Source organism: Pilimelia columellifera subsp. columellifera (assembly GCF_039532605.1).
GTDB lineage: Bacteria > Actinomycetota > Actinomycetes > Mycobacteriales > Micromonosporaceae > Pilimelia > Pilimelia columellifera.
The window spans coordinates 134,256-156,640 of sequence record NZ_BAAARY010000009.1; the positions used below are offsets into that span (position 1 = coordinate 134,256).

Consider the following 22,385-nt stretch of genomic DNA (forward strand, 5'->3'; position numbering starts at 1 on the left):
CCCGGCGCCCGGGACCGTCGCGCCGGTTCAGGCCGTGACGTACGGCTTGCCGTCAGCCGCCGGCGCGCGGACCTTCCCCGCCAGGCCCGCGACGGCCAGGATCGTCGCCAGGTACGGCAGCATCTGGAGGAACTCGCTGGGGATGCCGCTGTCGATGGCGCCGAGGTAGGTCTGGAGCTGGTCGGCGAACCCGAAGAACAGCGCCGCCAGCAGGGCCCCGGTCGGCGACCACCGACCGAAGATCAGCGCTGCCAGCGCGATGAAGCCTTTGCCGCCGATCATGTTCTTGGTGAACGAGTAGCTGACCAACGTGTACGACGCGCCGCCGGCGCCGGCCACCAGGCCGGCGAGCAGCACGTTGCGGTAACGCAGCCAGCGCACCCGCACGCCGAGGGTGTCGGCGGCCGTGGGGTGCTCGCCGACCGCCCGGGTCCGCAGCCCCCATCTGGTTCGGAACAGGGCCAGTTGGAGGATGACCACCAGTGCGATCGCCAGGTAGAGGAAAATCGTCCCGCTGAAAAGCGACGGGCCGACGACCGGCAGCTCGGCGAGCGGGCCCAGAGTCCACTCGGCGAACTTGGGCGGCTCGTTGTACGCGGCCTGATTCCGCTGCATGAGGCTCTCGTAGAGGAACCCGGTGAGGCCGATGGCCAGGAGATTGAGCACGATCCCGAGCACCACCTGGTCCACCAGGTAGCGGATGGCGAAGACTGCCAGCAGCGCCGACACGAGCGCCCCACACCCGGCCCCCGCCGCCAACCCCAGCCAGGGACTGCCCGTCAGCGTGCCGAACAGCGCCCCGCCGAAAGCTCCCATGAGCAGTTGGCCCTCGATGGCCACGTTCACCACACCGGAGCGTTCACACAGAACCCCCGCCAGCGCCCCGAACACCAGCGGCAGCGCCAGCAGGAACGTGCCACGGGCGGTGTTCGCCAGCGGCATGAAGCTCTGGCCCTGCGGGGCGTTGGATATCTGCCAACACAGCAGCGACACCACCACCGCGAACGCGCCGGCGCCGGCCAGCAAGGCGAACCACCGTCGCCAACGACCGGCCAGCAGGGCGGCCCCCGCGACGGCCGCGAGCGCCCCGAACACCACCGCGCCGACGTCGCCGGGTACACTCAGCGCCGGCCCTGAGCCGTCCTCGCCGAGGGTGAACCGGACCGGAACGGCGGCAGCCCAGGCGCCGAAGCGCCACGCCGCCAACAGGCCGACGACGAGCAGCGTCGCCCCGACGATCCGTTCCCGACCCCAGCGCCCGCCCACCGCGATCACCATCCCTTCGCGAGACCGGTGGGCGCCCCGCCCGGGCCGGCGGCGCGGAGCCGGAACAGGGCTTTCACCAGCGCCGGCGCGGCGATGAAGACGACGATGAGCGCCTGGAGGACGGTGACCAGCTCCAGCGAGACGCCGGCCGCCGACTGCATGGTGTTCCCGCCGGCCCGCAATGCCCCGAACAACAGCGCGGCCAGGGCCACCCCCCACGGTCGCACCCGGCCCAGCAGCGCCACCAGGATGCCGTCGAAGCCGATCTGCGCCACCACGGACGGGGTCAACGCGCTGGCGGTGGCCCCGAGGACCGCCTGCCCGCCGCCGAGACCTGCGAGCGCCCCGGAGAGCGTCATCGCCAGGACGAACGTCCCGGCGACGCTGATCCCGGCGGCGCGGGCGGCATCCGGGTTGGCGCCGACAGCCCGCAGCTCGAACCCGACGGTCGAGCGGCTCAGCAACCAGGCGACGCCGGCCGTGACCGCCACCGCCAGCACGACGCCCGCGTCCACCCGCAGCGGCTCGCCGAACAGGCGCGGGAGTTGCGCCGACGCGTCCACCGGCCGGCTGATGAAGTCGGTGCGTCCCGGGTCCTGGACGCCGGGCTGATGCACGATCCAGGTCAGAAACGAGAACGCCACATAGTTCAACATGATCGTGGTGATGACCTCGTGGGCGCCGGCACGCGCCTTGAGGATGCCGGGCAGGAACCCCCACACCGCTCCGCCGGCGGCCCCCGCGAGGACCGCGACGAGCAGGTGCAGGCCGACCGGCAGCGGCAGCCAGAAGCCGGCCAACGCCGCGGCGATGACGCCCATGGTCGCCTGGCCCTGGGCGCCGATGTTGAACAGCCCGGCCCGGAAGGCCACCGCCACCGCCAGCCCGGTGAACACCAACGGGGTCGTGTAGGTCAACGTCTCGGAGATCGGGTACAGCACCTGACGCCAGTCGGCGTCGCCGGACAACCAACGGTCCAGCGTCGCCGGGTCGACCAGGGCGCCCTTGAGGAGGTTTCCGTACGCCTCGCCGACCAGCGCGGCGCTGCGGCCGAGCGCGTCGCCGGGACGGTCGAGGAAGTACCCGAACGCGGCCACCGTCGCAGGATCGGACACCACGATGAGGACCGCGCCGATGAGCGCGGCGAGCAGCACCGCCAGCGCCGTGACGGTGACCGGATTGGTCGACCAGACGTGCTCCAGGAACCGGCGGGCGAAGGTCTGGTCGGCGTGCCGGCCCGGGTCCCGGTCCGGTGGGCCGGTGGCAGCCTCGACGCGTTCGTGCGCGGCCAGGCCGGCGGCTGACGACGGGCTCTTGTCCGGGCTGGCGCTCACCGCCGCGCCTCCGGCTCGGCGGCGGCGCCGGCCATGAGGAGGCCGAGGCTCTCGCGCGGGGTCTGCGGGCCGACCACGGCCGCCACCCGGCCCCGGTACATGACGGCGATCCGGTCGGCGAGCGCCACCACCTCGTCAAGCTCGCTGGAGACCAGCAGCACCCCGGCGCCACGGTCGCGCTCCTCGATGATCCGTCGGTGCAGGAACTCGACCGATCCGACGTCCACGCCCCGGGTCGGTTGCGCCGCCACCAGCAACGTCAACGGCCGCGACAGCTCCCGCGCCATGATCACCTTCTGTTGGTTGCCGCCGGACAACGCGCCCACCGGGGCGTCGAGGCTGGCAGCCCGGATGTCGAACTGGCCGACCAGCCGCCGGGCCGCCGCCGCGATCTCCGCCGGGCGTAGCGCCAGACCAGCCGCGAACGGGGGCCGGTGGTACTGGTCCAGGACGAGGTTCTCGGCGACGGTGAACTCCCTGATGAGGCCATCCACGCTGCGGTCCTCCGGGACGTAGCCGACCCCGGCCGCCAGCACCCGGCGGGTCGACCAGCCGACCGTCGACGCCCCGTTGAGCCGGATCTGCCCACCGGCCAGCCGGCGCAACCCCAAAACCGCCTCCACCAGCTCGGTCTGCCCGTTGCCCTGTACCCCCGCCACGCCCAGCACCTCGCCGGCACGCACCGTCAGGTCGACGCCGTCGACGGCCCGATGGCCCCGGTCGTCCGTCACGGACAGGCGGGACAGCTCCAGCACCGGGACTCCGGGCTCGGCCGGCGCCTTGGTCGCCGTCAGCGCCACGCTCCGACCGACCATGAGCGCGGCCAGCTCCGCCTCGGCGGCCGTCGGCGCCGCTGTTCCGACCGTCCGGCCCCGCCGGATCACGGTGATCCGGTCGGCGACGGCGGTCACCTCGCGCAGCTTGTGGGTAATGAACACGACCGACGTGCCGGCGTCGCGCAGCGACCGCAGGACCGAGAGCAGGTCGTCGGTCTCCTGCGGGGTGAGGACCGCCGTGGGCTCGTCGAGGATGAGCAGTCGCACATCCCGGATCAGCGCCTTGACGATCTCCACCCGCTGTTGGACGCCCACCGGCAGGTCTTCGACGACGGCGTCCGGGTCGAGGTCCAGCCCGTAACGGGCCGAGACCTCGGCCACCTCGCGATGGGCCCGCCGCTTGTCCAGCACCCCGCCGAAGCGGCGCACCCGCTCGTCGCCGAGGAGGACGTTCTCGGCGACGGTGAACACCGGGACCAGCATGAAATGCTGGTGGACCATGCCGATCCCGGCCGCGATGGCGTCCCGGGGGCCCCGGATTCGCCGCGGACGGCCGTCAACGACGATCTCGCCCTCGTCCGGCTGGGTCAGCCCGTACAGGACGTTCATGAGCGTCGACTTGCCGGCGCCGTTCTCGCCCAGCAGGGCGTGGATCTCCCCGGGCTCGACGGTGAGGTCGATCCGGTCGTTGGCCACCACGTCGCCGAAACGTTTGGTGATGCCCCGCAGCTCAAGTCGCACCGCTCGCGCTCCCGGTCCGACCGCTCCGGCTACTGGGGCTGCGCCGCCGAGACGACCTGGATCCTGCCTTCGATGATGTCCTTCCTGAGCTGGTCGATTTCGGCCTTCAGCTCAGCCGGCACCTTGCCCTCGAACTCGTGGTACGGGGCCAGCGACACCCCGTTGTTGGCCAGCGAGCCAACGTAGCCGGTGGAGCTGGCGAGGTTGTCGCCCCGGGCGTCCGCGAGGACTGCGTTCTTGACTGCGTCCGGGATGTTCTTCACGACGGTGGTGAGGAACGTGGCGCAGTACTGCTGCGCGCTCTCGCAGCCGTCGATGTCCACCCAGATCACGGCGTACCTGCCGGCGCTCTGCTGCGCGGCTGCGGCGGTGCCGAGGCCGGCGCCGCCGGCTACCGGCATGATCACATCGGCCCCCTGGGCGACGAGGGTGTCGGAGACCTTCTTGCCGGCGTCCTGCTTGACGAAGTCGTTCGTGAACGCTCCGTTCTGGGTGGCCTTGTTCCAGCCCAGCACCTGCACGGCCTTGCCCTTGACCTTGTTGAAGTGGGCGACGCCGTCGGCGAAGCCGTCCATGAAGATCGTCACCGGCGGGATCTTGAGACCGCCGTAGGTGGCGACCTTGCCGGAGGTGGTGTGCCCGGCCGCCAGGTATCCGGCCAGGAACGCCGCCTGCGCCGTGTCGAACTGCATGGGGTACACGTTCGTGGCCGCCACCTTGGCGTCGACGATGCCGAACTGCCGGGCCGAGTTCGCGGCGGCGACCTTCTGGGTGGCATCGGTCATGAGCCCGCCGACAGCCAGGATGAAGGAGCAGTCCTGGTTCACGAACCCGGTGAGGTTCGGCTCGTAGGCGGACTCGGCGTTGGAAGCCACGTACCGGGGCTCGACCGACGGGCGATCGGCGGCGGCCGCCTGCAGACCCTTCCAAGCGGAACTGTTGAACGAGCGGTCGTCGATGCCGCCGATGTCGGTGACCATGCACGCGGTGTACCTGTCGCCGGAGTCGGCGACGCCCTTGTCGTCCGGGGCCTCGCCACAACCGGCGCCGGTCAGCGCCACGCCGCCGACGAGCAGGGCGGCCAGGGAACGTTCAGCGGTCCTACGACGCACGGCGTGCTCCTTCCTCCGGGCCAGAGCGCCTGTGTGGAGAGCACCACTGTGGGCGTCGCCGGGCGACAGCCACGACCACACCACCAGCTGATCCACGCATGCGCAGAAGCTACCCGAGCGTAGCGGCTCAAGCCGCCGATTGCTGCCGCCTCAGCGTCCTGCTCTCAGGCCGCCACGGGTCAGCCCCGGGTGGGGGCGGGTCAGCCCCGGTTGGGGGCGGGGGGTCAGCGCCAGAAGGTCGCTACCGCGGCGTTGACCAGGGTCAGGGCCACTGTGGCCAGGAAGTGGCCCTGACTGACCTGGTCCCGGCGGCGGGAGAAGAACACCATCGCGAAGATCGCCGCGGCCAGGACCAGCTTGACGGCCAGCTTCGCCGGAGCCGGCTCATCGTCCCCGCCGCCCCGCAGCGGCGCCGCCAACACCAGGCCGGTGACCAGCTGAACGATCGCCCCCCACAACATCGCGGAGTTGATCCGCAGCCGGCCGGTGAGGTACTGGGCGATCGCGCCGCCGAGCAGCAGGGCGAAGCCGACGAGGTGGGCGTAACGCATGACCAGGCGCAACAGTTCCAGGGCGTCCACGGACTCTCCGATCACTTGCCGGTACGGGATACCCGCCACCCGCGCACGCCCAGCCCGCCGACGGTCGAGCCGACGGCGAGCGAGGCGACGATGAGCAACGCGTGCACCCACAGGGATGAGGTGGGCGAGCCGGGGCCGGACCAGCCACGGGAGAGCGCCACGGGCCGAGTATGCCAGCGTCCGCCGCAGGTCAGCCGGGTGACCTGTCAGCCGAGGCGGGCGAAGATGCGGGCGAACCCGGCCCGGACGTCAGCCGCCGACGGCGGCGGGGCGCCGTGACCCTCGTCCAGGCTGTGGACGGCGTCGATGTCCTCGTCATCGTCGTCGAACGGGTCGTCGAGGTAGTCGTCCGCCTCGGCTGCGCCCAGGCGCCGCGCCGCGTCGATCTCGCCGCGGATCTCGTCCACCGAGACCTTCGGCAGCAGCGGCTCGACCACCGCGATGAGCTGGTCGTCGGCCACCACATCCTGGGCGAGCGCCAGGGCGTGCGGCCGCTCGTATGGGCCGCAGACGACCGGGTCCCAGGAACCGTCGTCGTCCAGCGGGCCGAACGTGATGATCCACGGCAGGTCGCGCTCGGGCGCGTCCTGCGCCAGCTCAACCGTCACCAAAGCCCCCACAACGGTCAGCATGCCGGCGCCCCGGCCCGCCGGCAGGTATTTGGCCGAACCGCACCCGACGGACCCGGCAGGTTGACAGCTCCGCGGACGATCAGCGTCCAGCTGACGGCGGCGTCACATGCTCAGGGTCGCCGCCGGCGAGGTCGTGAACCCGGCCGGAACGTGCCGTGGCCGCCAGCGCCGCCCCGAACAGCAGCAGCTGGTTGAACAGGTACAGGTACAGCAACAGCCCGACGGCGCCGGTGACCACGGTGTAGGCCGGGTTGCTGCGCACGTACCCGACCACCAGCTGGCCGAGGGTGTTCAGCGCCGTAATCCCCACCGCCACAAAAATGGCCGATGGCCACAACCGCCACCGGGACAGCCGCAGCCGGGGCACCCCGCCGACGAGCGCGAGCGCCAGCACGAGGTTGAGCCCCACCGCGAACACCCAGCCCACAACCGACAGCAACGTGGACGGCCCGCCGACGACCGCCTCGATCGCCCATTCGAGGGCATAGATGACCGTCAACGACGAGCCGATGAGCAACAGCAACGCCACGAGGATGAGCAGGTCGGTCAACCAGCGCAGCACCGGGTGGCCCGGCTGCTGGGTGACGCCGTGGATGAGCCGCTGCGACGAACGGATCGCCTCGATCCAGCCGATGCCGGTAAGCATCAGCCCGACCAGACCGAGCACCCCGCTGCGCCCGCGGGTGCCGGCGATCGCCGAAGGCTCCAGCCAGGGCAGGTTCTGCCGTAGGAAGCTCTCCACGGCGGCGAAGACCTCGCGGTCGTACTCGAGCAGGAAGCCGAGCAGTGAGTACGCCAGCAGGGCGAGCGCGAAGCAGGCGAAGAAACCGTAGTAGGCGATGGCCGCGGCGAGCCGCCCGCCGAGGACCTCGGAGTACCTGACCTCAGCACGCAGCGTGTGGTCGAGGATCGGCCAGCGTCGGCGGGCCCGGCGCACGCCCGTCCGCCAACGCTCCCCGGCCGTCACCCGGCCAACCGGTAGGCCCCGTGCCTGGTCCACCGCTGGTCGCCGCCGTGGGAGCAGAGGGCGAAACCGTCGACGACGAACTCGGCGGTGAAGCCGGACAACCTGGCGGCGATGCCGTCCAGCTCGGCGGTCGGAACGTTGTGGGCGACGGTGACGTGAGGGTGGCACCCGAACGGGCTCGGGGGGAGATCGGGCAGTTCGGCCAGGGCCGCGGCGAGAGCCCGTGTCCGCGCGAATCCGGTGTCGACGGCGACGTAGACGACCTCGCTGGCCGGGCGGAAGGTCCCGGTGCCGGCCAGGCGCATCCGGTACGGCGCGAACCGCCCCGCGACCGAGATCAGATGTTCCTCCAGCTCACGCTGGCGTCCCCCGGGCAGTTCGGTGGGCGGCAGCAGGGTGACGTGCGCCGGGGCCTGGGTGGCCACCGGATCGCCGGTGACCATCCGGGCGTCGGTCAACACCGAAGCCCACGGCTCCGGGATGTCGAACGCCACGCCGTAACTTCGCCGCACCGGTCAGCTGCTCCGCGGGGGGAGGAAGCCGATCCGGTCGTACACCGCCGCGAGCGTCGCCGAGGCGACAGCCCGGGCCTTGACGGCGCCCTCGCCCAGGATCTTGTCGAGCTGGGCCGGGTCGTCCAGGTACTGACGGACGCGCTCCTGGATCGGACTGGCGAACTCGACGAAGACGGCGGCCAGGTCCTTCTTGAGATCGCCGTAGCCCTTGCCGTCAAATGCGGCGACCAGGTCGTCAACGCTCCGGCCCGACAAGGCGGCGTGAATGGTGAGCAGGTTCGAGACGCCCGGCTTGTGCTCCGGGTCGAAAACAATCTCCCGGCCGGTGTCGGTGACCGCGGAACGGAACTTCTTCGCCGCCCGGTTCGGCTCCTCCATCAGCTCCACCAGGCCCGCCGGCGACTGCGCCGACTTCGACATCTTCGCCGTCGGATCCTGAAGATCGAGGATCTTGGCGGTGTCCTTGACGATGTGCGGCGCCGGCACCCGCAGCGTCGGGCCGAAGCTGGTGTTGAACCGGCCAGCCAGGTCCCGGGTCAGCTCCAGGTGCTGCCGCTGGTCCTCGCCTACGGGCACCACGTCGGTCTGGTAGAGCAGAATGTCCGCGGCTTGCAGGACCGGATACGTGAACAGCCCGACGCTGGCGCGATCCGCGCCCTGCTTGAGCGACTTGTCCTTGAACTGGGTCATCCGGCTGGCCTCGCCGAACCCGGTGATGCAGTTCAGCACCCACGCCAACTGCGCGTGCTCGGGAACGTGCGACTGCACGAACAGGGCGCTGCGCGACGGGTCGATGCCCAATGCCAGCAGCTGGGCGGCTGCCCGTCGGGTCCGCTCGCGCAACACCGCCGGGTCCTGGGCGACGGTGATCGCGTGCAGGTCGACGACGCAGTAGAAGGCCTCGTGGTCCTCCTGCATGGCGACCCAGTGCCGCACCGCCCCTAGGTAGTTCCCGAGGTGGAACGAGTCAGCGGTGGGCTGGATGCCGGAGAGCAGACGCGGACGCCTGGCCTCAGCGGGCTGGGCGACCGGCTGGGTCGGACGATCATCGGGTACGGACATCCCGCCATCTTGTCAGCCACGCCGGACCGGCGGATCGCCTGGTTGGCCCGCCTTCAGTAGGGTCGCTTCGGTAGCGAAAGGGGAAGATCATGAAGCTGCTCGTCACTGGAGGCGCCGGCTACATCGGCAGCGTCGTCAGCCACCTGCTGCTCGACGCCGGCCACGAGGTCGTCGTCCTGGACGACCTGCGGACCGGCCATGCCGACGCCGTCCCGGCCGGGGCGAGGCTCGCGCAGGTCCCGCTGGCCGAGGTCGCCTCCGTGCTCACTCCGGACGCCGGCTTCGACGGCGTGCTGCATCTCGCCGGCCTCATCGCCGCGGGCGAGTCGATGGTCCGTCCGGAGCTGTACTGGGACGCCAACGTCGTGGGGTCGCTGGCGCTCCTCGACGCGGTCCGGGCCGCCAGGACGCCCCGGCTGGTCTTCTCCTCCACGGCCGCCGTCTACGGCAACCCGTCCGAGCTGCCGTTGACCGAGGCTGCCATCACCGCGCCGACGAACACGTACGGCGCCACGAAGCTGGCCATCGACCATGCCATCACCTCGGAGGTCGCCGCCTACGGCTTGGCGGCGGTGTCCCTGCGTTACTTCAATGTGGTGGGCGCGCTCCGGCGGCCCGACGGAACGTTCGTGGGCGAGCGCCACGATCCGGAGACCCACCTCATTCCGATCGCGTTGCAGGTGGCGGCCGGTGAGCGGGAAACCCTCGACATCTTCGGCGACGACTACCCGACGACGGACGGCACCTGTGTCCGCGACTACATCCACGTCGAGGATCTGGCCCGGGCCCACCTGCTGGCCCTGGCCGCGGCCACCCCGAAGGAACACCGGGTCTACAACCTGGGCAACGGCAACGGCTTCAGCAACCTGGAGGTCGTCGCCGCGGTCCGACAGGTCACCGGACGCCCGGTGCCGGTACGGATGGCGCCGCGACGTGAGGGCGACCCGGCGGAGCTGGTGGCCTCGTCGGCACGGGCCCGTCAGGAGTTGGGCTGGGCCCAGGCGAAGCCGACCATCACGGAGATGATCGACGACGCCTGGGCCTTCCTCCAGCGCTGAGCGGACCGGTCAGGGCAGCAGTCGCGGTCCGACGCCAGGCGCCCAGCCTGGCAGGCTGGTGTTCGGTACGGCGGTGCGCGACGGTGTGATGACGGCGGCCTCGTTCGTCGGCAGGTTGAGCCGGGACCGACTCAGATCAATGTCGATCTTCACGCCGCTGGCGCGCCCGTTCCGGACGATATTGTCCGTGGATGCGAGCACCAGCCCGAGGCGGCGCCCGGAACGCACGACCGCGTCGGTGGCCATGAGCGGAATGGTGACCTCGGTCCACTGCCCCGGGGTGAGCGGGCTCGGCGAGGTGAGTCCGACGCGGTGCTCAGCGCTGAGCCAGCCGCGACCGATGACGCCGTAGTCGCTCGCTCTGGTGCTGGTGGCGCGGGGGCGGTAGCAGCCGTCGTCGGTGGCCGTCTTGTCGCCGTAGCACTCCTCGGCCCCGGAGATCTGGTTGTTGCCGGCGTACCGGTCGGCCCGGCCGTAGTCGACGAGGCGGGCGGAGAGCGCCGCCTGCCGTTGGTTGGCCCTGATGGTCAGAGTGACCGTGGGGGAACCACTAATCCGGACGTCCCGGCTGACCGGTGCGGACAGGAACGTCTGCCGGTGCGACTGGGCCTGGCTGGGCGAGGCGACGATCTGGGATTCCTGGGTGACCGCCTTGTCGGTGAGGCTCACCGTCCCGCTGCCGGCGGCGCCGAGCACACCGGGGCCGATCCCCACGGTGACCGGTTTGGCCACCGGCCAGGTCTGGTCGACGCTCCAGCGGTTGACCTCGTGTTCGACGTCGGCCTGTGGTTGGCGCATGATGTCGGTCGGCAGGCCGGAGAGCCAGTGGTCGAACCACTCGTGGAGAGTGGCGACCCACTGGGCCCGGCGGAAGTCGAACGGGTCGGTGTGCTCGGCCCGGCCGAGCCACAGTTTGCGCGGCACGTCGTTCGCGGCGAGCGCGTCCCACCACCGGCCGAACTGCACCGGCATGACGTTCATGTCTTCCAGTCCGTGCACGACCAGGACGCTGGCGCGGACCTTGGCCGCGTCCTTGACGCTGTCCCGCGCGGCCCAGAACTTGTTGTAGTTGCCGGTGGCGTCGTCGGCGGCGGTGTTGAGCGCGGCCAGGGCGCGGGCGCACTTGCTCTTGTCGTTGGTGTTGTTGTCGCCGAGCCAGCCCATGTAGTTGGTGCGGTGGACGAGCCCGCTGGCGCGCGTGTAGTCGTACCAGGAGGAGATGGCGACGATCGGCACGATGGTGCGGAGCCCGTCGATGCCGGTGGCGGCGGCGGCGTTCGGGACGGTGCCGTCGTAGGACTTGCCGACGAGGCCGACGTTGCCGGTGCTCCAGCTGGCGACCGCCGCCCCGCCCGTGCGGTGGGTGGCGGTGTTGCGGCCGTTGAGCCAGTCGACGACGGCGGTCACCGAGGCGAGGTCGTTGGGTCCGCCGACGTCGCTGCAGCCGGTGGACCGGGCGGTGCCGACCAGGTCCAGGGACGCGACCGCGTAGCCGCGGGGCACGAAATAGTTGTCGTAGAACAGCGGCATCATACTGACCGCGCCGCCACCGTCGTACTGCTTTTTTCCGTCGTCGCCGCGGCCCGCGGTGGCGAAGTACGGCGAGGGGTTGATGATGACCGGCAGCTTGACTCCGGCGGCGGCTGCCTCGGCGGGGCGGACGATGTCCACCATGATGGTGTCCTTGCGGCCGTCCTGGTCACTGTCGAGCGTGGTGTTGACGCGCACCGACTCTCGGACGGCCCGGGCGTAGTCGTAGACGGGTTCGGTGCGGTCGCCCTTGACGTGGGGACCGCTGACCGGCGGGGGCGGGGTGATCGCGGTCGCGGTGGCGGCGCGTGCCGGGGTGGCCGGCAGCGACGCGGCCAGCAACAGCAGGAGCGCGGGGGCTGACCATCGGGCGCGGCGCCGGAAGTTGACTGCCATAGCCCAGGAGTATTCACAAACTTCAATAGATATGGAAGACGGCAGCCGAAACCATCTGGCTACGGGAGCTTTCGCGCCGTCACAGCGCCGCGGTCCTGGGCAAACCGTTCGGCGTCGTCGAGCTGGCGCCCGGGGCCTGGCTCAGTAGGCGCCCGAGGCCCGCAGCACCGCGCTCACCGTCCGCAGCATGATGACCAGGTCGAGGGTCAGCGACCAGTTCTCCACATAACGCACGTCCAACCGGACGGCTTCCTCCCACGGCAGGTCCGAACGCCCCGACACCTGCCACAAACCCGTCATGCCCGGTTTCACCACCAGCCGGCGACGCATGTCCTCCGGATAGACCGCCACCTCCGCCGGCAACGGCGGGCGCGGCCCCACCAGGGACATCTCCCCACGCAGGACGTTGAACAGCTGCGGCAGCTCGTCCAGGGAGAACCGGCGCAGCCACCGGCCGACCGGGGTGACCCGGGGGTCGTCGCGCATCTTGAACAGAACGCCGTCCTGGTCGCTGCCTTGCCGCAACGTCGCCAGCCGTGCCTCGGCGTCCACATGCATGCTGCGGAACTTGACCATCGGAAACGGTTGGCCATGCCGACCGACCCGGCTCTGCCGGAACAACGCCGGCCCTGGCGAATCGAGCCGGATCATCGCCGCCAGCCCCACCAACAGCGGGGACAGCGCCACCAGCAGCAACGCCGCGCCGAGCCGGTCCACCAACTCCTTGACGACATGGGCGCCACCGGTCAGGCGAGGGTGCTCGACGTGCAGCATCGGCAGGCCGTCCACCGGGCGGATCGTGGTACGGCCGCCCGCTACGTCGATGAGGGCGCTGGCGACGATGAGGTCGGTGTCGTCGCCCTCGAGCTGCCACGCCAACCGGCGCAGGGCATGGCCGTCCAGCTCCGGGCACGACAGCACGATGACCGTGTCCGCGCCGGCGCGCCGGACCGCGCCGGCCGCGTCGTCGAAGGCGCCGTACACCGGCGGCAGGCCCGCGGCGCCGGTCGACGGCGCGGGCAGGCAGGCGCCGACGACATCGAGGCCGTGGTAGCGCTCCCGTCGCAACTGGACGGTGAGCCCCGTGACCGCCGGCTCATGCCCGACGACCAGCACCCGCCGCAGGCACCGGCCGGCGGCGCGCAGCCGGTGCAGGCGACGCCGAATGAGATACCGGCCACCGACGAGGATCAACGTGGCGGCCGGCAACGCCACCAGCACGTAGGAGCGGGCGACCTGGACGCCGAACGCGTAAGAGGCGATGGCGGCGGCGGCGGTGAGGCCGAGACCGGCGCGGATCACCCGGTGGTACTCGTCGTTGCCCACGTACAGGAACCGCGGCTCGTAGGCGCGGGCCATGGCCAGCACGCCCACCAGCGCCACCGGCAGCAGCAGCGACAGCGCCAGGTAGGGGCGGTGGTACCGGGTGATGTCCACACCGAACCGGACGACGAAGGTCAGCGCCCCGGCGACCAACCCGATCGTCGCGTCGACGATGAGCAGCCAACCCACATACCGCCGCTGCCAGCGGGGACTGCCGGCGGCGCGGTCCCGGCTGGCCGGGGCGACCCGACGGGGGCGGCGCGGCTCGGCCGGGCGCGGCTGGTCGCGGCGAGGCGCCAGCGGACGGGACCGGCGGGCGCTGCGGGCTTCGGCGGCGGGACCCTGGGCCGGCGCGGTCCCCGGGTCGGCGGCGGGCGACGGCGCCGGACGGTCGTCCACAGCGGGCCCGTCTGCCGGGATCGTTCCCGCCCCGACGCCGGTCAGCCAGTTGTCGGCCTCACCGTCCACTCCCTCGGCCCTCCTCCAGCGCGTCGCGGCTGGACGAGACGGCGCCCGGTAGGAGGCTTAGCCGCTGTGGAATGCGTTCTGGGTCCGTTCCAGCCCTTGCGTCACGATCGACTCCACCACATCGGCGGCGCGGTCCACGAGGAAATCGACCTCCTTCCGCTCGACCGATGAAAAGTTAGACAAAACATAGTCAGCGGGCGCCTGTCGTCCCGGCGGCCGTCCGATCCCGAACCGGACCCGCAGGTAGTCCTTGCTTCCCAGCGACTTCGACATCGAGCGCAGACCATTGTGGCCACCCTCGCCGCCACCGATCTTCGCCCGCAGCTGACCGAACGGCAGATCCAGCTCGTCGTGTACGGCGATGACCCGCTCAGCGGGGGTCCGGTAGAGCCTGGCCAACGCGGCCACCGGACCGCCGGAGAGGTTCATGTACGTCAGCGGCTTCGCCAGGACCATCCGCGGGGCGTCAACGCCCACACCGAGCCTGCCCTCGGCCACGTCGGCGACCGCCCGCCGGTTCCGGGACAGCCTGGCGCGCAGCCGCTGCGCCAACAGCTCGACGACCACGAAGCCCACGTTGTGCCGGTGGGCGGCGTACTCGGCCCCCGGGTTGCCCAACCCGACCACGAGCCACGGCGCGCTCGCCTCGACATCCTCGGACACGCTCTGCTCCTCCATCGCAGCGAGGGCAGACCCCCAGGTGGGGATCTGCCCTCGTCAGGCTTGCGGGCCGATCAGGCCTCGGTGGTCTCCGCGGCCTCGGCCTCGGTGGCGCCGCCCTCCATCTGAGCGGCTGTCTGCGCGGCCGTGACGATGGCGATGACCTGCTCGCCGTCACCGACCAGCTCGACGCCGGTCGGCAGGGTCAGCTCACCGGCGAGGATCTGGACGCCGGCCTCGCGGCCCTCGATGGAGACCTCAAGGTGGTCGGGGACGTGCAGCGCCTCGGCCGTGACCGAGACCGTCTGCTGCTCGCTGACGACCAGGGTGCCGCTGGCGGCAGTGCCGACCAACTGGATCGGGACGTCGATGGTGACCTGCTCGCCACGCTTGACGATGATGAGGTCGACGTGGTCGAACGAGTCACGGATCGGGTCGCGCTGGATCGCCTTGGGCAGGGCCAGGACGTTGGTGTCCCCCGCGATCGCGACGTCGAGGACCTGGGTCAGGCCACCGTTACGGATCGCGGCGGCGAACTCGCGCGCCGGCAGCGAGATGTGCTTGGGCTTCTCACCGTGGCCGTACAGCACGGCCGGAACCTTGCCGGCCCGGCGGGTACGACGGGCGCCACCCTTGCCGAACTCTGTACGAAGCTCGGCGCTGATCTTTACCTCGGACACGGGAGTACTCCTGATGCTTGAACGGGCTGCGTGAGTCAGCGGCGGTGCCGGCACGAGGGGCGCAACGGGACTCCAGCCCGAGCACCGCGTCGATCACGGCGCCCATCGGCGCCGGTGAGCGCCGGGCGCCCTCGCCGTGGCAACCTGCCCAGCCTACCCGACGGCCTGTCGGGGCAGGTGAGCAACCCCGGCTAGCTGAGGCCGCCGAAGAGGGTCGTCACCGATCCGTCGTCGAAGACCTCGCGGATGGCTCGCGCGAGCAACGGCGAGATCGACAACACGGTGAGCTTGTCCAACCGCTTCTCCGACGGCAGCGGCAGGGTGTTCGTGACGATAATCTCGCTGACACGGCTGTTCTTCAGCCGCTCGGTGGCCGGGTCCGAGTGGATGGCGTGGGTGGCGGCGATGATGACGTCCTCGACGCCGGACTCGAACAGGATGTCAGCGGCTTTCGTGATGGTCCCGCCGGTGTCGATCATGTCATCGACGATGAGACAGACCCGGCCCTCGACATCGCCGACGACCCGGTTCGCCACGACCTGGTTCGGCTTGAGCGGGTCCCTGGTCTTGTGGATGAACGCCATCGGGCAGCCGCCGAGGCGGTCCGTCCAGCGCTCGGCCACCCGGACTCGGCCGGAGTCCGGGGCGACGACCGTCAACTGCCGGCCGGCGTACTTGCCTTCGACGTACGAGGCGAGGGTTTCCATGGCGAAAAGGTGGTCGACCGGGCCGTCGAAGAAACCCTGGATCTGCGCGGTGTGCAAGTCGACCGTCAGGATGCGGTTCGCGCCGGCGGTCTTGAGCAGGTCGGCGACAAGACGCGCCGAAATCGGCTCCCGGCCGCGGTGCTTCTTGTCCTGACGCGCGTACGGGTAGAACGGCAGGACAACCGTGATCCGCTTCGCCGAGCCGCGCTTGAGCGCGTCGACCATGATCATGGTTTCCATGAGCCAGGTGTTCACCCCATGGGTGATCGACTGGACCACGAACGCGTCCGAGCCACGCACCGACTCCTGGTAGCGCACGAAGATTTCCCCGTTAGCGAACTCGTACGCGTCGGTGGGTGTCGGCGCGACGCCGAGCACCTCGCCGATCTCCCGCGCCAGCTCCGGGTACGCCCGACCTGAGAAGAGCATGAGGCTCTTCCGGTTCTCCGCGACGATACTGCCCATCGGCCTGTCCAACCCCCTTCGAGCGAACCGGCTACGCCCGGCGCGCACCGCAGTCTGCCTCCCGCACGGCACTCACCGACCGTGCGGTTCACCAGTGTGGCAACCGTCACTGCGCGGCTGCCCGGCCCCCGTCCTCCGGCGCGACGGACGGCGTCGCGCCGGCTCGCGCGGCGGCCTCGGCGGCAGGCGTCCCCGCACGTCGACGCTGCACCCAACCGTCGATGTTGCGCTGGTGACCGCGAGCGACGCCGAGCGCCCCCGGCGGCACGTCCTGGGTGATCACCGAACCTGCCGCCGTGTACGCGCCGTCACCGACCTCAACGGGCGCGACGAACATGTTGTCCGCGCCGGTACGGGCGTGCCGGCCGATGACGGTGCGGTTCTTGACGACGCCGTCGTAGTTGACGAAGACCGTCGCGGCGCCAATGTTCGTCTGCTCGCCGATGGTGGCGTCGCCGACGTACGACAGGTGCGGCACCTTGGCGCCCTCGCCCAGCTCGGAGTTCTTCGTCTCCACGAACGTGCCGATTTTGGCCTTGCGGCCCAAGGTCGAACCCGGACGCAGGTACGCGTACGGGCCCACCGACACCTGCTCGCCGATCCGGGCGCCGACCGCGTGCGCCCGCACCACCGTCGCCCCGGCGCCGACTGTCGTGTCGACCAGGGTGACATCCGGCCCGACCGTGGCCCCGGGCGCCAGGTGCGTGTCGCCGTAGAGCTGGGAGTTGGCCTCGACGACGGAGTCGCGGCCCAGGGTGACGCTGACGTCGATCCAGGTGGTCGCCGGGTCCAGAAGGGTGACCCCGGAGCGCATCCAGGCGGTGTTCACCCGGTCGCGCAGCAGCCGGCGGAGGCTCGCCAGCTCGGCCCGGTCGTTGCAGCCGAGGGTCTCCTGCGGATCGTGCGCGACATGCGCGGCGACCGGCTCGTCTGCGCCCACGAGCAGGCCCAACACATCGGTGAGGTACTCCTCGCCCTGGTCGTTGTCGCTGGAGAGCTTGGCCAGGGTGGCGGTGAGCCGGAGGGCGTCGAACGCGTAGATGCCGGCGTTGATCTCCCGGACGCCGCGCTGTGCGTCGGTGGCATCGCGATCCTCGACGATGCGCTCGAACGCCCCGCCCGCGCCACGGATGACCCGGCCGAGGCCGGTCGGGTCGGCGACCTCGGCGGTGAGGACCGTCGCGGCGGCGCCGGCCGCCTCGTGCTCACGGACCAGCCCGGCGACGGTCTCCGGGCGCAGCAGCGGAACGTCCCCGTTGAGGACGACGACGGTGCCGGCCAACGGCGGCAGCGACTCCAACGCGATCCGCACCGCGTGCCCGGTGCCGTTCTGCTCGACCTGCCGCACCGGGATCGCCGCCGGGGCGATGTCCCGGAGGTGGCCGGTCACCTGCTCGGCGCCGTGACCGACGACCACCGCGGTGCGGTCGGCGTCGAGCGCGGCAGCGGCTGCCAGCACATGCCCGACCAGCGTGCGCCCGAGCAGCGGGTGCAGCACCTTCGGAAGGTCTGACTTCATCCGCTTGCCCTGCCCAGCGGCCAGGACGATCACCGTGCGGGGGACGTGCTGGGACATGCGATCACCTCGGCGGCCGCGCTCGTCGCGACAACAGCGCGCGCCTCTGCTCGGGGGCGGTCGGGCTGGACGAGCGACGCTCAACTCACACCGGACACGCGGTCCGCAGGAGCTCGACTCGGGGGAAAGCTCGGCCGCCAGGGTTCGAACCTGAAATACGGGTACCAAAGACCCGGGTGTTGCCAATTACACCACGGCCGATCGGGGCTTGCTCAGCCTAACGCCTCCGCCTCGCCGACGACGACCGTGGCCCGGCTGGCGGGGCGCCTGGCAGGATGTGGGCCGTGACCGATTCCGCCCCGACCGACGAGCCGGACCACCGGGCCTCCCCGCCGCCGGTCCCGGCGGCCAAACGGGCGGCGACGCCAGCCGGCCGGTCTGCCGCACGCGCCCCGCGTGCCGTCAGGAAGCCCACGAAGAAGGGCGAATCACGGGTCCGGATGTCCGCGGCGCAGCGGCGGGAACAGCTCATCGCCATCGGCCGTCAGCTCTTCGCCGAACGTGGCTTCGACGCCACCTCCATCGAGGAGGTCGCCGCCCGGGCACAGGTCTCCAAGCCGGTCATCTATGAGCACTTCGGCGGGAAGGAGGGCCTGTACGCGGTCGTCGTCGACCGTGAGGTGCGGGCCCTGCTGGACCGGATCACCACCGCGCTCACCGGCGGGCACCCTCGCCGGCTGGTCGAGCAGGCGGCGTTGGCGCTGCTGGACTACATCGAGCAGGAGACCGACGGCTTCCAGGTGCTCGTGCGCGAGTCCCCGGTCATGGGCTCGTCCGGGAACTTCTCCAGCGTCATGAACGACGTGGCCCACCAGGCCGAGCACATCCTCGGCGCCGAGTTCAAAGCCCGGGGATACGACCCGAAACTCGCCGAGTTGTACTCGCAGGCCCTGGTCGGGATGGTCGCGCTGGTCGGCCGCTGGTGGCTGGAGGTCCGGCGGCCGCGCAAGGAGGCCGTCGCGGCGCACCTGGTCAACCTGGCGTGGAACGGCCTCAGCCACCTGGAAGCCAAACCGACCACGCTGCACACCCGCCAGTCAGGCTGAGCGGCGCCGGACCGGTCAGGCGAAGCGGTGATCCTGACCGGGCCTCGGCTGCATCTTGGCGGCGGGAAAGCGCGACTGGTGGCCCCGGAACTGCCCGACGCTGCGCTGGTTCGTCTGCGCTTCGTCACGGTCGTACATGGCTGACGTCAACAACGCCAAACCCACCAGCGATGTCATCACGGCGGTCGTGATGTCAAAGGCTAGGACGTTCAACGGTGTCTGCATGACCGCGAGCATGGCCACGGTGACAACGATGAGAACGCCGCCCAGAATGAGCCGGAGTCGGTAATCCACCGGCCCCCGGATGACGCTGGCCAATACCGCCAGGCCCAGGACGGTCGCAGCGACCGCCAAGCCGAGATTCACGCGTAGACCCATGGCCTGCACGTCGGCGCGGCTGTCGAACGGATCACCCCAGCAGACGGCGATCCCGATGATCCCGTAGCCCAGCAGGTAGGCCCCGCCGAGCCCGACCAGGGTCCGCATAAGTTTTGCCGCCACCAGATGATGTACCGGTCTGGCACTCATGAGCGCCTCCCTCCCGCGGTGGGTGTCACTCAGAGAGTCCCCGCGGAAGTCGGGTGTAAACCCGCTGGTCAGAGGCGCTTCATGCGCGGGCGGCAGTGGGAGCGACCCGGCTGTACAGACCAGCGCCCAGAAGCACCAGACCCAGGCTGTAGAGCACGATGACGTTGCCGATTCCGAAGTTCAACACGTTGCCGTCAGTCTGGATGAGCGCGAGCATCACCGAGGTGACCGCGAAGAGCCCGTACCCCAGCCACTGGTTGACCTTGTGGTCCAGATTCCGGCCGATGAGGGTGACCGCGAGGACCACCGCGCCGAGCGCGAGGGAGACAATCGCCGAGGCGAGGTTGACCTGCAGGCCGAGAGCGTGCGCGGACGCCCTCGCGAACAGCGCGGCGCCGGCGGTCTCGATAAGGCCCAGCGCGCCGAAGAGCACCAGGAACGCGCCGGTGGCCAGCGCGAGCGCCCGGTACAGCGGACGCAGGGGGTGGTTTACGACAGGGTCATGCGACGACATTCTCGAACTCCAACGCCTCGGGGGTGTGGGCCAATTCTGACGTACCGGCGGACCGGGGCGACGCCAGCCCCAACCGGGGCTGGCGTCGCACATCCGTCCCGTTCGGCGTCCGTGGCGCGGAGCTGAGCGGCAATTCCGACGATTCGGGTTGACTCGGCTTCGCCGCTCAGACGTCGGGCAGTTGCTCAGCCAGCGGCGCGCCGACCTCGCTGGACGCGGTCTACTCCGACGCTGGTTTCCGGCTTGGGGATGAGGCGCCGGAGGCCGCCGGCGTCTCATCGTCCTTGAGGTCGCGCAACCGCCGTACGCGCGAGGTCAGGAGCACCGCCAGCGTTGCTGCGGCGCCGATACAGGCAGTGAGGAGTCCCGCGCCGGGCTGCCAGACCTGTGCCGCCGCGCCGGCGGTCATTGATCCGATCGGAATGGCCGTCCAGGAGATGAACCGCACCGATGCCATAACGCGGCCGAGCAGCTCGGGTGGCGACACCATCTGACGGTGGCTGCGCGTGATGACCGCCAATACCGCGACGCCGGCCCCGAACAACCGCCCGCGCTCCGCCCCACCGGGCGGCGAACCTACTGGCCGCCAGCGCGCCCAGCAGCGCCCCGGCTCCCTCGATCGCGAAGACGACGCCGAATACACCCGACGCCAGCCCGAGCTGGCGGATGACGAACGGCCCTAACGAAGCGATGATCGCTCCGTTGGCGAAGTTGGCCATGGTTGCCGCGATCATGCAGGGGCTCAGCACAGGATGCGTCCGGCCATACCGCAGGCCCTCGCCGATCCGGCGAAGGAACCCGCCATCCGACGGCACGGGCCGGCCCTGCCGAGTGGCGGAGATCCGGCTCAGCAGCACCGCCGACGCCAGGTACGACACCGCGTCGTGGTCACCTGCCGGCTGTAACCCACAAGGGGCGCGTCAGGTCAGACCACAATCAATGGAATGTTTGTGCGTAGCAGTAGAACGCTGAGTCCGCTGGCGATCAGGCTGGCGCCTACTACGACTCCGCGGTATCGCAGGTTCGGCCATCGGGACGATCTGGCGGATGTCAGTAGCGCGATAGCGCTGGCTGCCAGGATCGCCAGGCACAGGATGGACAAGGCGCCGGTGAGGTACTGCAGCAGAGCCGCGCCGGGGGACGAGAAACTCGGTTGCAGCTGCGCGCGTAAGGCAAATAGCGCGACTGAGGCGAGGACGGCGGTCGCTGGGCCGGTTACCAACGCGCGGCTGGCCTTCCGGCCGGGCACGGCCAAGGTAGCCGTCGCTGCGGCTGCGCCGGCGACGGCGGCCAGCCAGAAGTCCATGCGGACCTGCGCGATCCAGTCCTGGTCGGTGGCATTCGGCACCTCCGCGCGGATGAAGACCACGGCAGCCGAAGCGACCGCTGCCGCTAGCGCCGGCAGAAAAGCTTTGCGCAGGCGGGTGGGAAGCGAACCCGAGCCTCTCACCGCCGCCGCCGCGACGGCGATTGCCACCATCGCTAGCGCGATGCTCGCAGGCTTTGCTTGTACCGTCGCTTCGACGAGGATCGCGCCCCAGAGGGTCGCTCCGTTATGGACGTACATCTGCATCTCCTGGCCGATCAACAGTGCGAGACTGAATACGGCGAGGTGAGTGGCGGTAGTCGCCAACCGCACCGCCCCAGATGTGGCCTCCGCTCTGGCGGTGGCCCTAGCCACCAACCAGGCCAGGCCACATGAGCCCAATAGAACCGGCAGCGGCACCAGCAACGGCAGCGGCCCGTCGTAAGGGCCGAACCAGCCTCCGGTCGCTGTGATCGCCACGGTAGTTGTTTGCCCGAGCACCGCGCCGACGACCAACGCCAGAGCGTAGGTCGCGCGCCTGCCCACCGGCCAGCGAGCCCCGGTGCTCGCCTGCCGACGCAGGCTCATTCCTACAGTACCGGTCAGCAACACACCAGAGAACGCGGCCGCGACCAGACCCCCGTAGGAGCCGGTGAGGGCGGCGCCGATCGGATCCTGAACGGCAAACTGGACCGCGATCCAGGTGGAGCCCAGCAGCATCGACACCCCAAACGCGTCCACCGGCCGGGGAATCGAGAACAGTTCAGGCGTGCGCAGAATCCGGGCGCGCTCGACGGGCGTGGGATGGCTGTTGAAGACCCGACGCCACCACCTTGGCGCGGGTGGAGGGTCGGCTCTAGACGGTGTCAAAGTGCCCGCACGCAAATCCGCCTCATGCTCCCGCGCGCGTAGGAGCATGAAACCGACGACCGCCGCGGTCGCCAGCAGCCCCGCATACCGGCCCAAGTAGCTCGCTGTCACCGCGCCCGCGCTACTCAGGTGGCCGCTGCGGGCGGCAACGACGAACAAGACGACAATGGGAATTACTGAGCTTCTGAGTTCAGGGTCCGGGTGGATTCCACTTCGCTGGTTTGGGTGATAACGGCTGGTTCGTGTGTCGTGTTGATCGGCTGTGCGATATG

Annotated in this window: 22 protein-coding genes and 1 tRNA gene; 2 read left to right on the forward strand and 21 right to left on the reverse strand. The window is 70.5% G+C overall.

Going from position 1 to position 22,385, the window contains the following annotated elements; translation table 11 throughout:
• Window positions 1–27: 27 nt before the first annotated feature.
• The 10 genes from ABD287_RS11700 to trpS form a co-directional block, all read right to left on the reverse strand.
• A complete protein-coding gene (locus ABD287_RS11700) occupies window positions 28–1,278 on the reverse strand; it encodes an ABC transporter permease (protein ID WP_344172156.1) in 1,251 nt (416 codons plus the stop codon).
• Window positions 1,272–2,600 (reverse strand): ABC transporter permease, encoded by a 1,329-nt coding sequence (locus ABD287_RS11705; RefSeq protein ID WP_425565604.1) that lies wholly within the window; start codon window positions 2,598–2,600, stop codon window positions 1,272–1,274. Before ABD287_RS11705 ends, ABD287_RS11700 begins: the two co-directional genes overlap by 7 nt.
• A complete protein-coding gene (locus ABD287_RS11710; RefSeq protein ID WP_344172158.1) occupies window positions 2,597–4,117 on the reverse strand; it encodes an ABC transporter ATP-binding protein in 1,521 nt (506 codons plus the stop codon). Before ABD287_RS11710 ends, ABD287_RS11705 begins: the two co-directional genes overlap by 4 nt.
• 29 nt (window positions 4,118–4,146) lie before the next feature.
• Window positions 4,147–5,229: a BMP family lipoprotein gene (locus tag ABD287_RS11715; RefSeq protein WP_344172160.1), complete on the reverse strand. Its 1,083-nt coding sequence runs from the start codon at window positions 5,227–5,229 to the stop codon at window positions 4,147–4,149.
• 224 nt (window positions 5,230–5,453) lie between these two features.
• Complete coding sequence (locus ABD287_RS11720) at window positions 5,454–5,801, reverse strand: hypothetical protein (RefSeq protein WP_344172213.1); 348 nt, start codon at window positions 5,799–5,801, stop codon at window positions 5,454–5,456.
• A gap of 20 nt (window positions 5,802–5,821) precedes the next feature.
• Window positions 5,822–5,971, reverse strand: coding sequence for a hypothetical protein (locus ABD287_RS11725; RefSeq protein ID WP_344172219.1), 150 nt, complete (start codon window positions 5,969–5,971; stop codon window positions 5,822–5,824).
• Between the two features lie 45 nt (window positions 5,972–6,016).
• On the reverse strand, window positions 6,017–6,430 hold the full coding sequence (locus tag ABD287_RS11730) for a hypothetical protein (RefSeq protein ID WP_344172215.1): 414 nt from the start codon (window positions 6,428–6,430) through the stop codon (window positions 6,017–6,019).
• Between the two features lie 91 nt (window positions 6,431–6,521).
• Entirely contained in the window at window positions 6,522–7,409 is an 888-nt protein-coding gene (locus tag ABD287_RS11735) for a YhjD/YihY/BrkB family envelope integrity protein (RefSeq protein WP_344172162.1), read from the reverse strand.
• Window positions 7,406–7,921, reverse strand: a complete 516-nt coding sequence (locus ABD287_RS11740; protein ID WP_344172164.1) for a 2'-5' RNA ligase family protein — start codon at window positions 7,919–7,921, stop codon at window positions 7,406–7,408. Before ABD287_RS11740 ends, ABD287_RS11735 begins: the two co-directional genes overlap by 4 nt.
• A gap of 3 nt (window positions 7,922–7,924) precedes the next feature.
• Window positions 7,925–8,986: a tryptophan--tRNA ligase gene (gene trpS / locus ABD287_RS11745; RefSeq protein WP_344172166.1), complete on the reverse strand. Its 1,062-nt coding sequence runs from the start codon at window positions 8,984–8,986 to the stop codon at window positions 7,925–7,927.
• 89 nt (window positions 8,987–9,075) lie between these two features.
• On the opposite strand from trpS, the gene galE reads away from it, so the two are divergent.
• Complete coding sequence (gene galE / locus ABD287_RS11750; protein ID WP_344172168.1) at window positions 9,076–10,044, forward strand: UDP-glucose 4-epimerase GalE; 969 nt, start codon at window positions 9,076–9,078, stop codon at window positions 10,042–10,044.
• Window positions 10,045–10,053: 9 nt separating this feature from the next.
• Here galE and ABD287_RS11755 read toward each other — a convergent pair whose 3' ends face one another.
• From ABD287_RS11755 to ABD287_RS11785, 7 genes are all read right to left on the reverse strand, one after another.
• On the reverse strand, window positions 10,054–11,970 hold the full coding sequence (locus ABD287_RS11755; RefSeq protein WP_344172170.1) for a CocE/NonD family hydrolase: 1,917 nt from the start codon (window positions 11,968–11,970) through the stop codon (window positions 10,054–10,056).
• A gap of 141 nt (window positions 11,971–12,111) precedes the next feature.
• On the reverse strand, window positions 12,112–13,761 hold the full coding sequence (locus ABD287_RS11760) for a sugar transferase (protein ID WP_344172172.1): 1,650 nt from the start codon (window positions 13,759–13,761) through the stop codon (window positions 12,112–12,114).
• 57 nt (window positions 13,762–13,818) lie between these two features.
• Window positions 13,819–14,439: an aminoacyl-tRNA hydrolase gene (gene pth / locus ABD287_RS11765; RefSeq protein WP_425565605.1), complete on the reverse strand. Its 621-nt coding sequence runs from the start codon at window positions 14,437–14,439 to the stop codon at window positions 13,819–13,821.
• A 56-nt stretch (window positions 14,440–14,495) separates the two neighbouring features.
• Window positions 14,496–15,101: a 50S ribosomal protein L25/general stress protein Ctc gene (locus tag ABD287_RS11770; protein WP_344172176.1), complete on the reverse strand. Its 606-nt coding sequence runs from the start codon at window positions 15,099–15,101 to the stop codon at window positions 14,496–14,498.
• Between the two features lie 191 nt (window positions 15,102–15,292).
• The gene (locus ABD287_RS11775; protein WP_344172178.1) at window positions 15,293–16,273 is read right to left on the reverse strand and encodes a ribose-phosphate diphosphokinase; all 981 of its coding nucleotides are present in this window, start codon (window positions 16,271–16,273) and stop codon (window positions 15,293–15,295) included.
• Between the two features lie 106 nt (window positions 16,274–16,379).
• Complete coding sequence (glmU, locus tag ABD287_RS11780; protein WP_344172180.1) at window positions 16,380–17,849, reverse strand: bifunctional UDP-N-acetylglucosamine diphosphorylase/glucosamine-1-phosphate N-acetyltransferase GlmU; 1,470 nt, start codon at window positions 17,847–17,849, stop codon at window positions 16,380–16,382.
• A 129-nt stretch (window positions 17,850–17,978) separates the two neighbouring features.
• Window positions 17,979–18,050: transfer RNA gene (locus tag ABD287_RS11785), tRNA-Gln, on the reverse strand.
• 83 nt (window positions 18,051–18,133) lie between these two features.
• Between ABD287_RS11785 and ABD287_RS11790 the strand changes: the two genes are divergently transcribed.
• A complete protein-coding gene (locus ABD287_RS11790; RefSeq protein ID WP_425565606.1) occupies window positions 18,134–18,895 on the forward strand; it encodes a TetR family transcriptional regulator in 762 nt (253 codons plus the stop codon).
• A gap of 15 nt (window positions 18,896–18,910) precedes the next feature.
• On the opposite strand, the gene ABD287_RS11795 is transcribed toward ABD287_RS11790, so the two are convergent.
• From ABD287_RS11795 to ABD287_RS11810, 4 genes are all read right to left on the reverse strand, one after another.
• Window positions 18,911–19,423: a hypothetical protein gene (locus ABD287_RS11795; protein ID WP_344172182.1), complete on the reverse strand. Its 513-nt coding sequence runs from the start codon at window positions 19,421–19,423 to the stop codon at window positions 18,911–18,913.
• Between the two features lie 79 nt (window positions 19,424–19,502).
• Window positions 19,503–19,937, reverse strand: coding sequence for a DUF4383 domain-containing protein (locus tag ABD287_RS11800; protein WP_344172184.1), 435 nt, complete (start codon window positions 19,935–19,937; stop codon window positions 19,503–19,505).
• Window positions 19,938–20,212: 275 nt separating this feature from the next.
• Window positions 20,213–20,815 carry an MFS transporter gene (locus ABD287_RS11805; RefSeq protein WP_344172185.1) on the reverse strand — a complete coding sequence of 201 codons (603 nt, stop codon included), beginning with the start codon at window positions 20,813–20,815 and terminating at the stop codon, window positions 20,213–20,215.
• 47 nt (window positions 20,816–20,862) lie between these two features.
• Window positions 20,863–22,385 (reverse strand): hypothetical protein (locus ABD287_RS11810; protein WP_344172187.1); only part of this gene is annotated, 1,523 nt, incomplete at its 5' end.

Bases quoted from the DNA above. Each gene is read 5' to 3' on its own strand.
- ABD287_RS11775 (WP_344172178.1), bottom strand. From the start codon at position 16,273: ATGGGCAGTATCGTCGCGGAGAACCGGAAGAGCCTCATGCTCTTCTCA.
- pth (WP_425565605.1), bottom strand. From the start codon at position 14,439: ATGGAGGAGCAGAGCGTGTCCGAGGATGTCGAGGCGAGCGCGCCGTGG.
- ABD287_RS11800 (WP_344172184.1), bottom strand. From the start codon at position 19,937: ATGTCGTCGCATGACCCTGTCGTAAACCACCCCCTGCGTCCGCTGTAC.
- ABD287_RS11795 (WP_344172182.1), bottom strand. From the start codon at position 19,423: ATGAGTGCCAGACCGGTACATCATCTGGTGGCGGCAAAACTTATGCGG.
- glmU (WP_344172180.1), bottom strand. From the start codon at position 17,849: ATGTCCCAGCACGTCCCCCGCACGGTGATCGTCCTGGCCGCTGGGCAG.
- ABD287_RS11700 (WP_344172156.1), bottom strand. From the start codon at position 1,278: ATGGTGATCGCGGTGGGCGGGCGCTGGGGTCGGGAACGGATCGTCGGG.
- ABD287_RS11755 (WP_344172170.1), bottom strand. From the start codon at position 11,970: ATGGCAGTCAACTTCCGGCGCCGCGCCCGATGGTCAGCCCCCGCGCTC.
- galE (WP_344172168.1), top strand. From the start codon at position 9,076: ATGAAGCTGCTCGTCACTGGAGGCGCCGGCTACATCGGCAGCGTCGTC.
- trpS (WP_344172166.1), bottom strand. From the start codon at position 8,986: ATGTCCGTACCCGATGATCGTCCGACCCAGCCGGTCGCCCAGCCCGCT.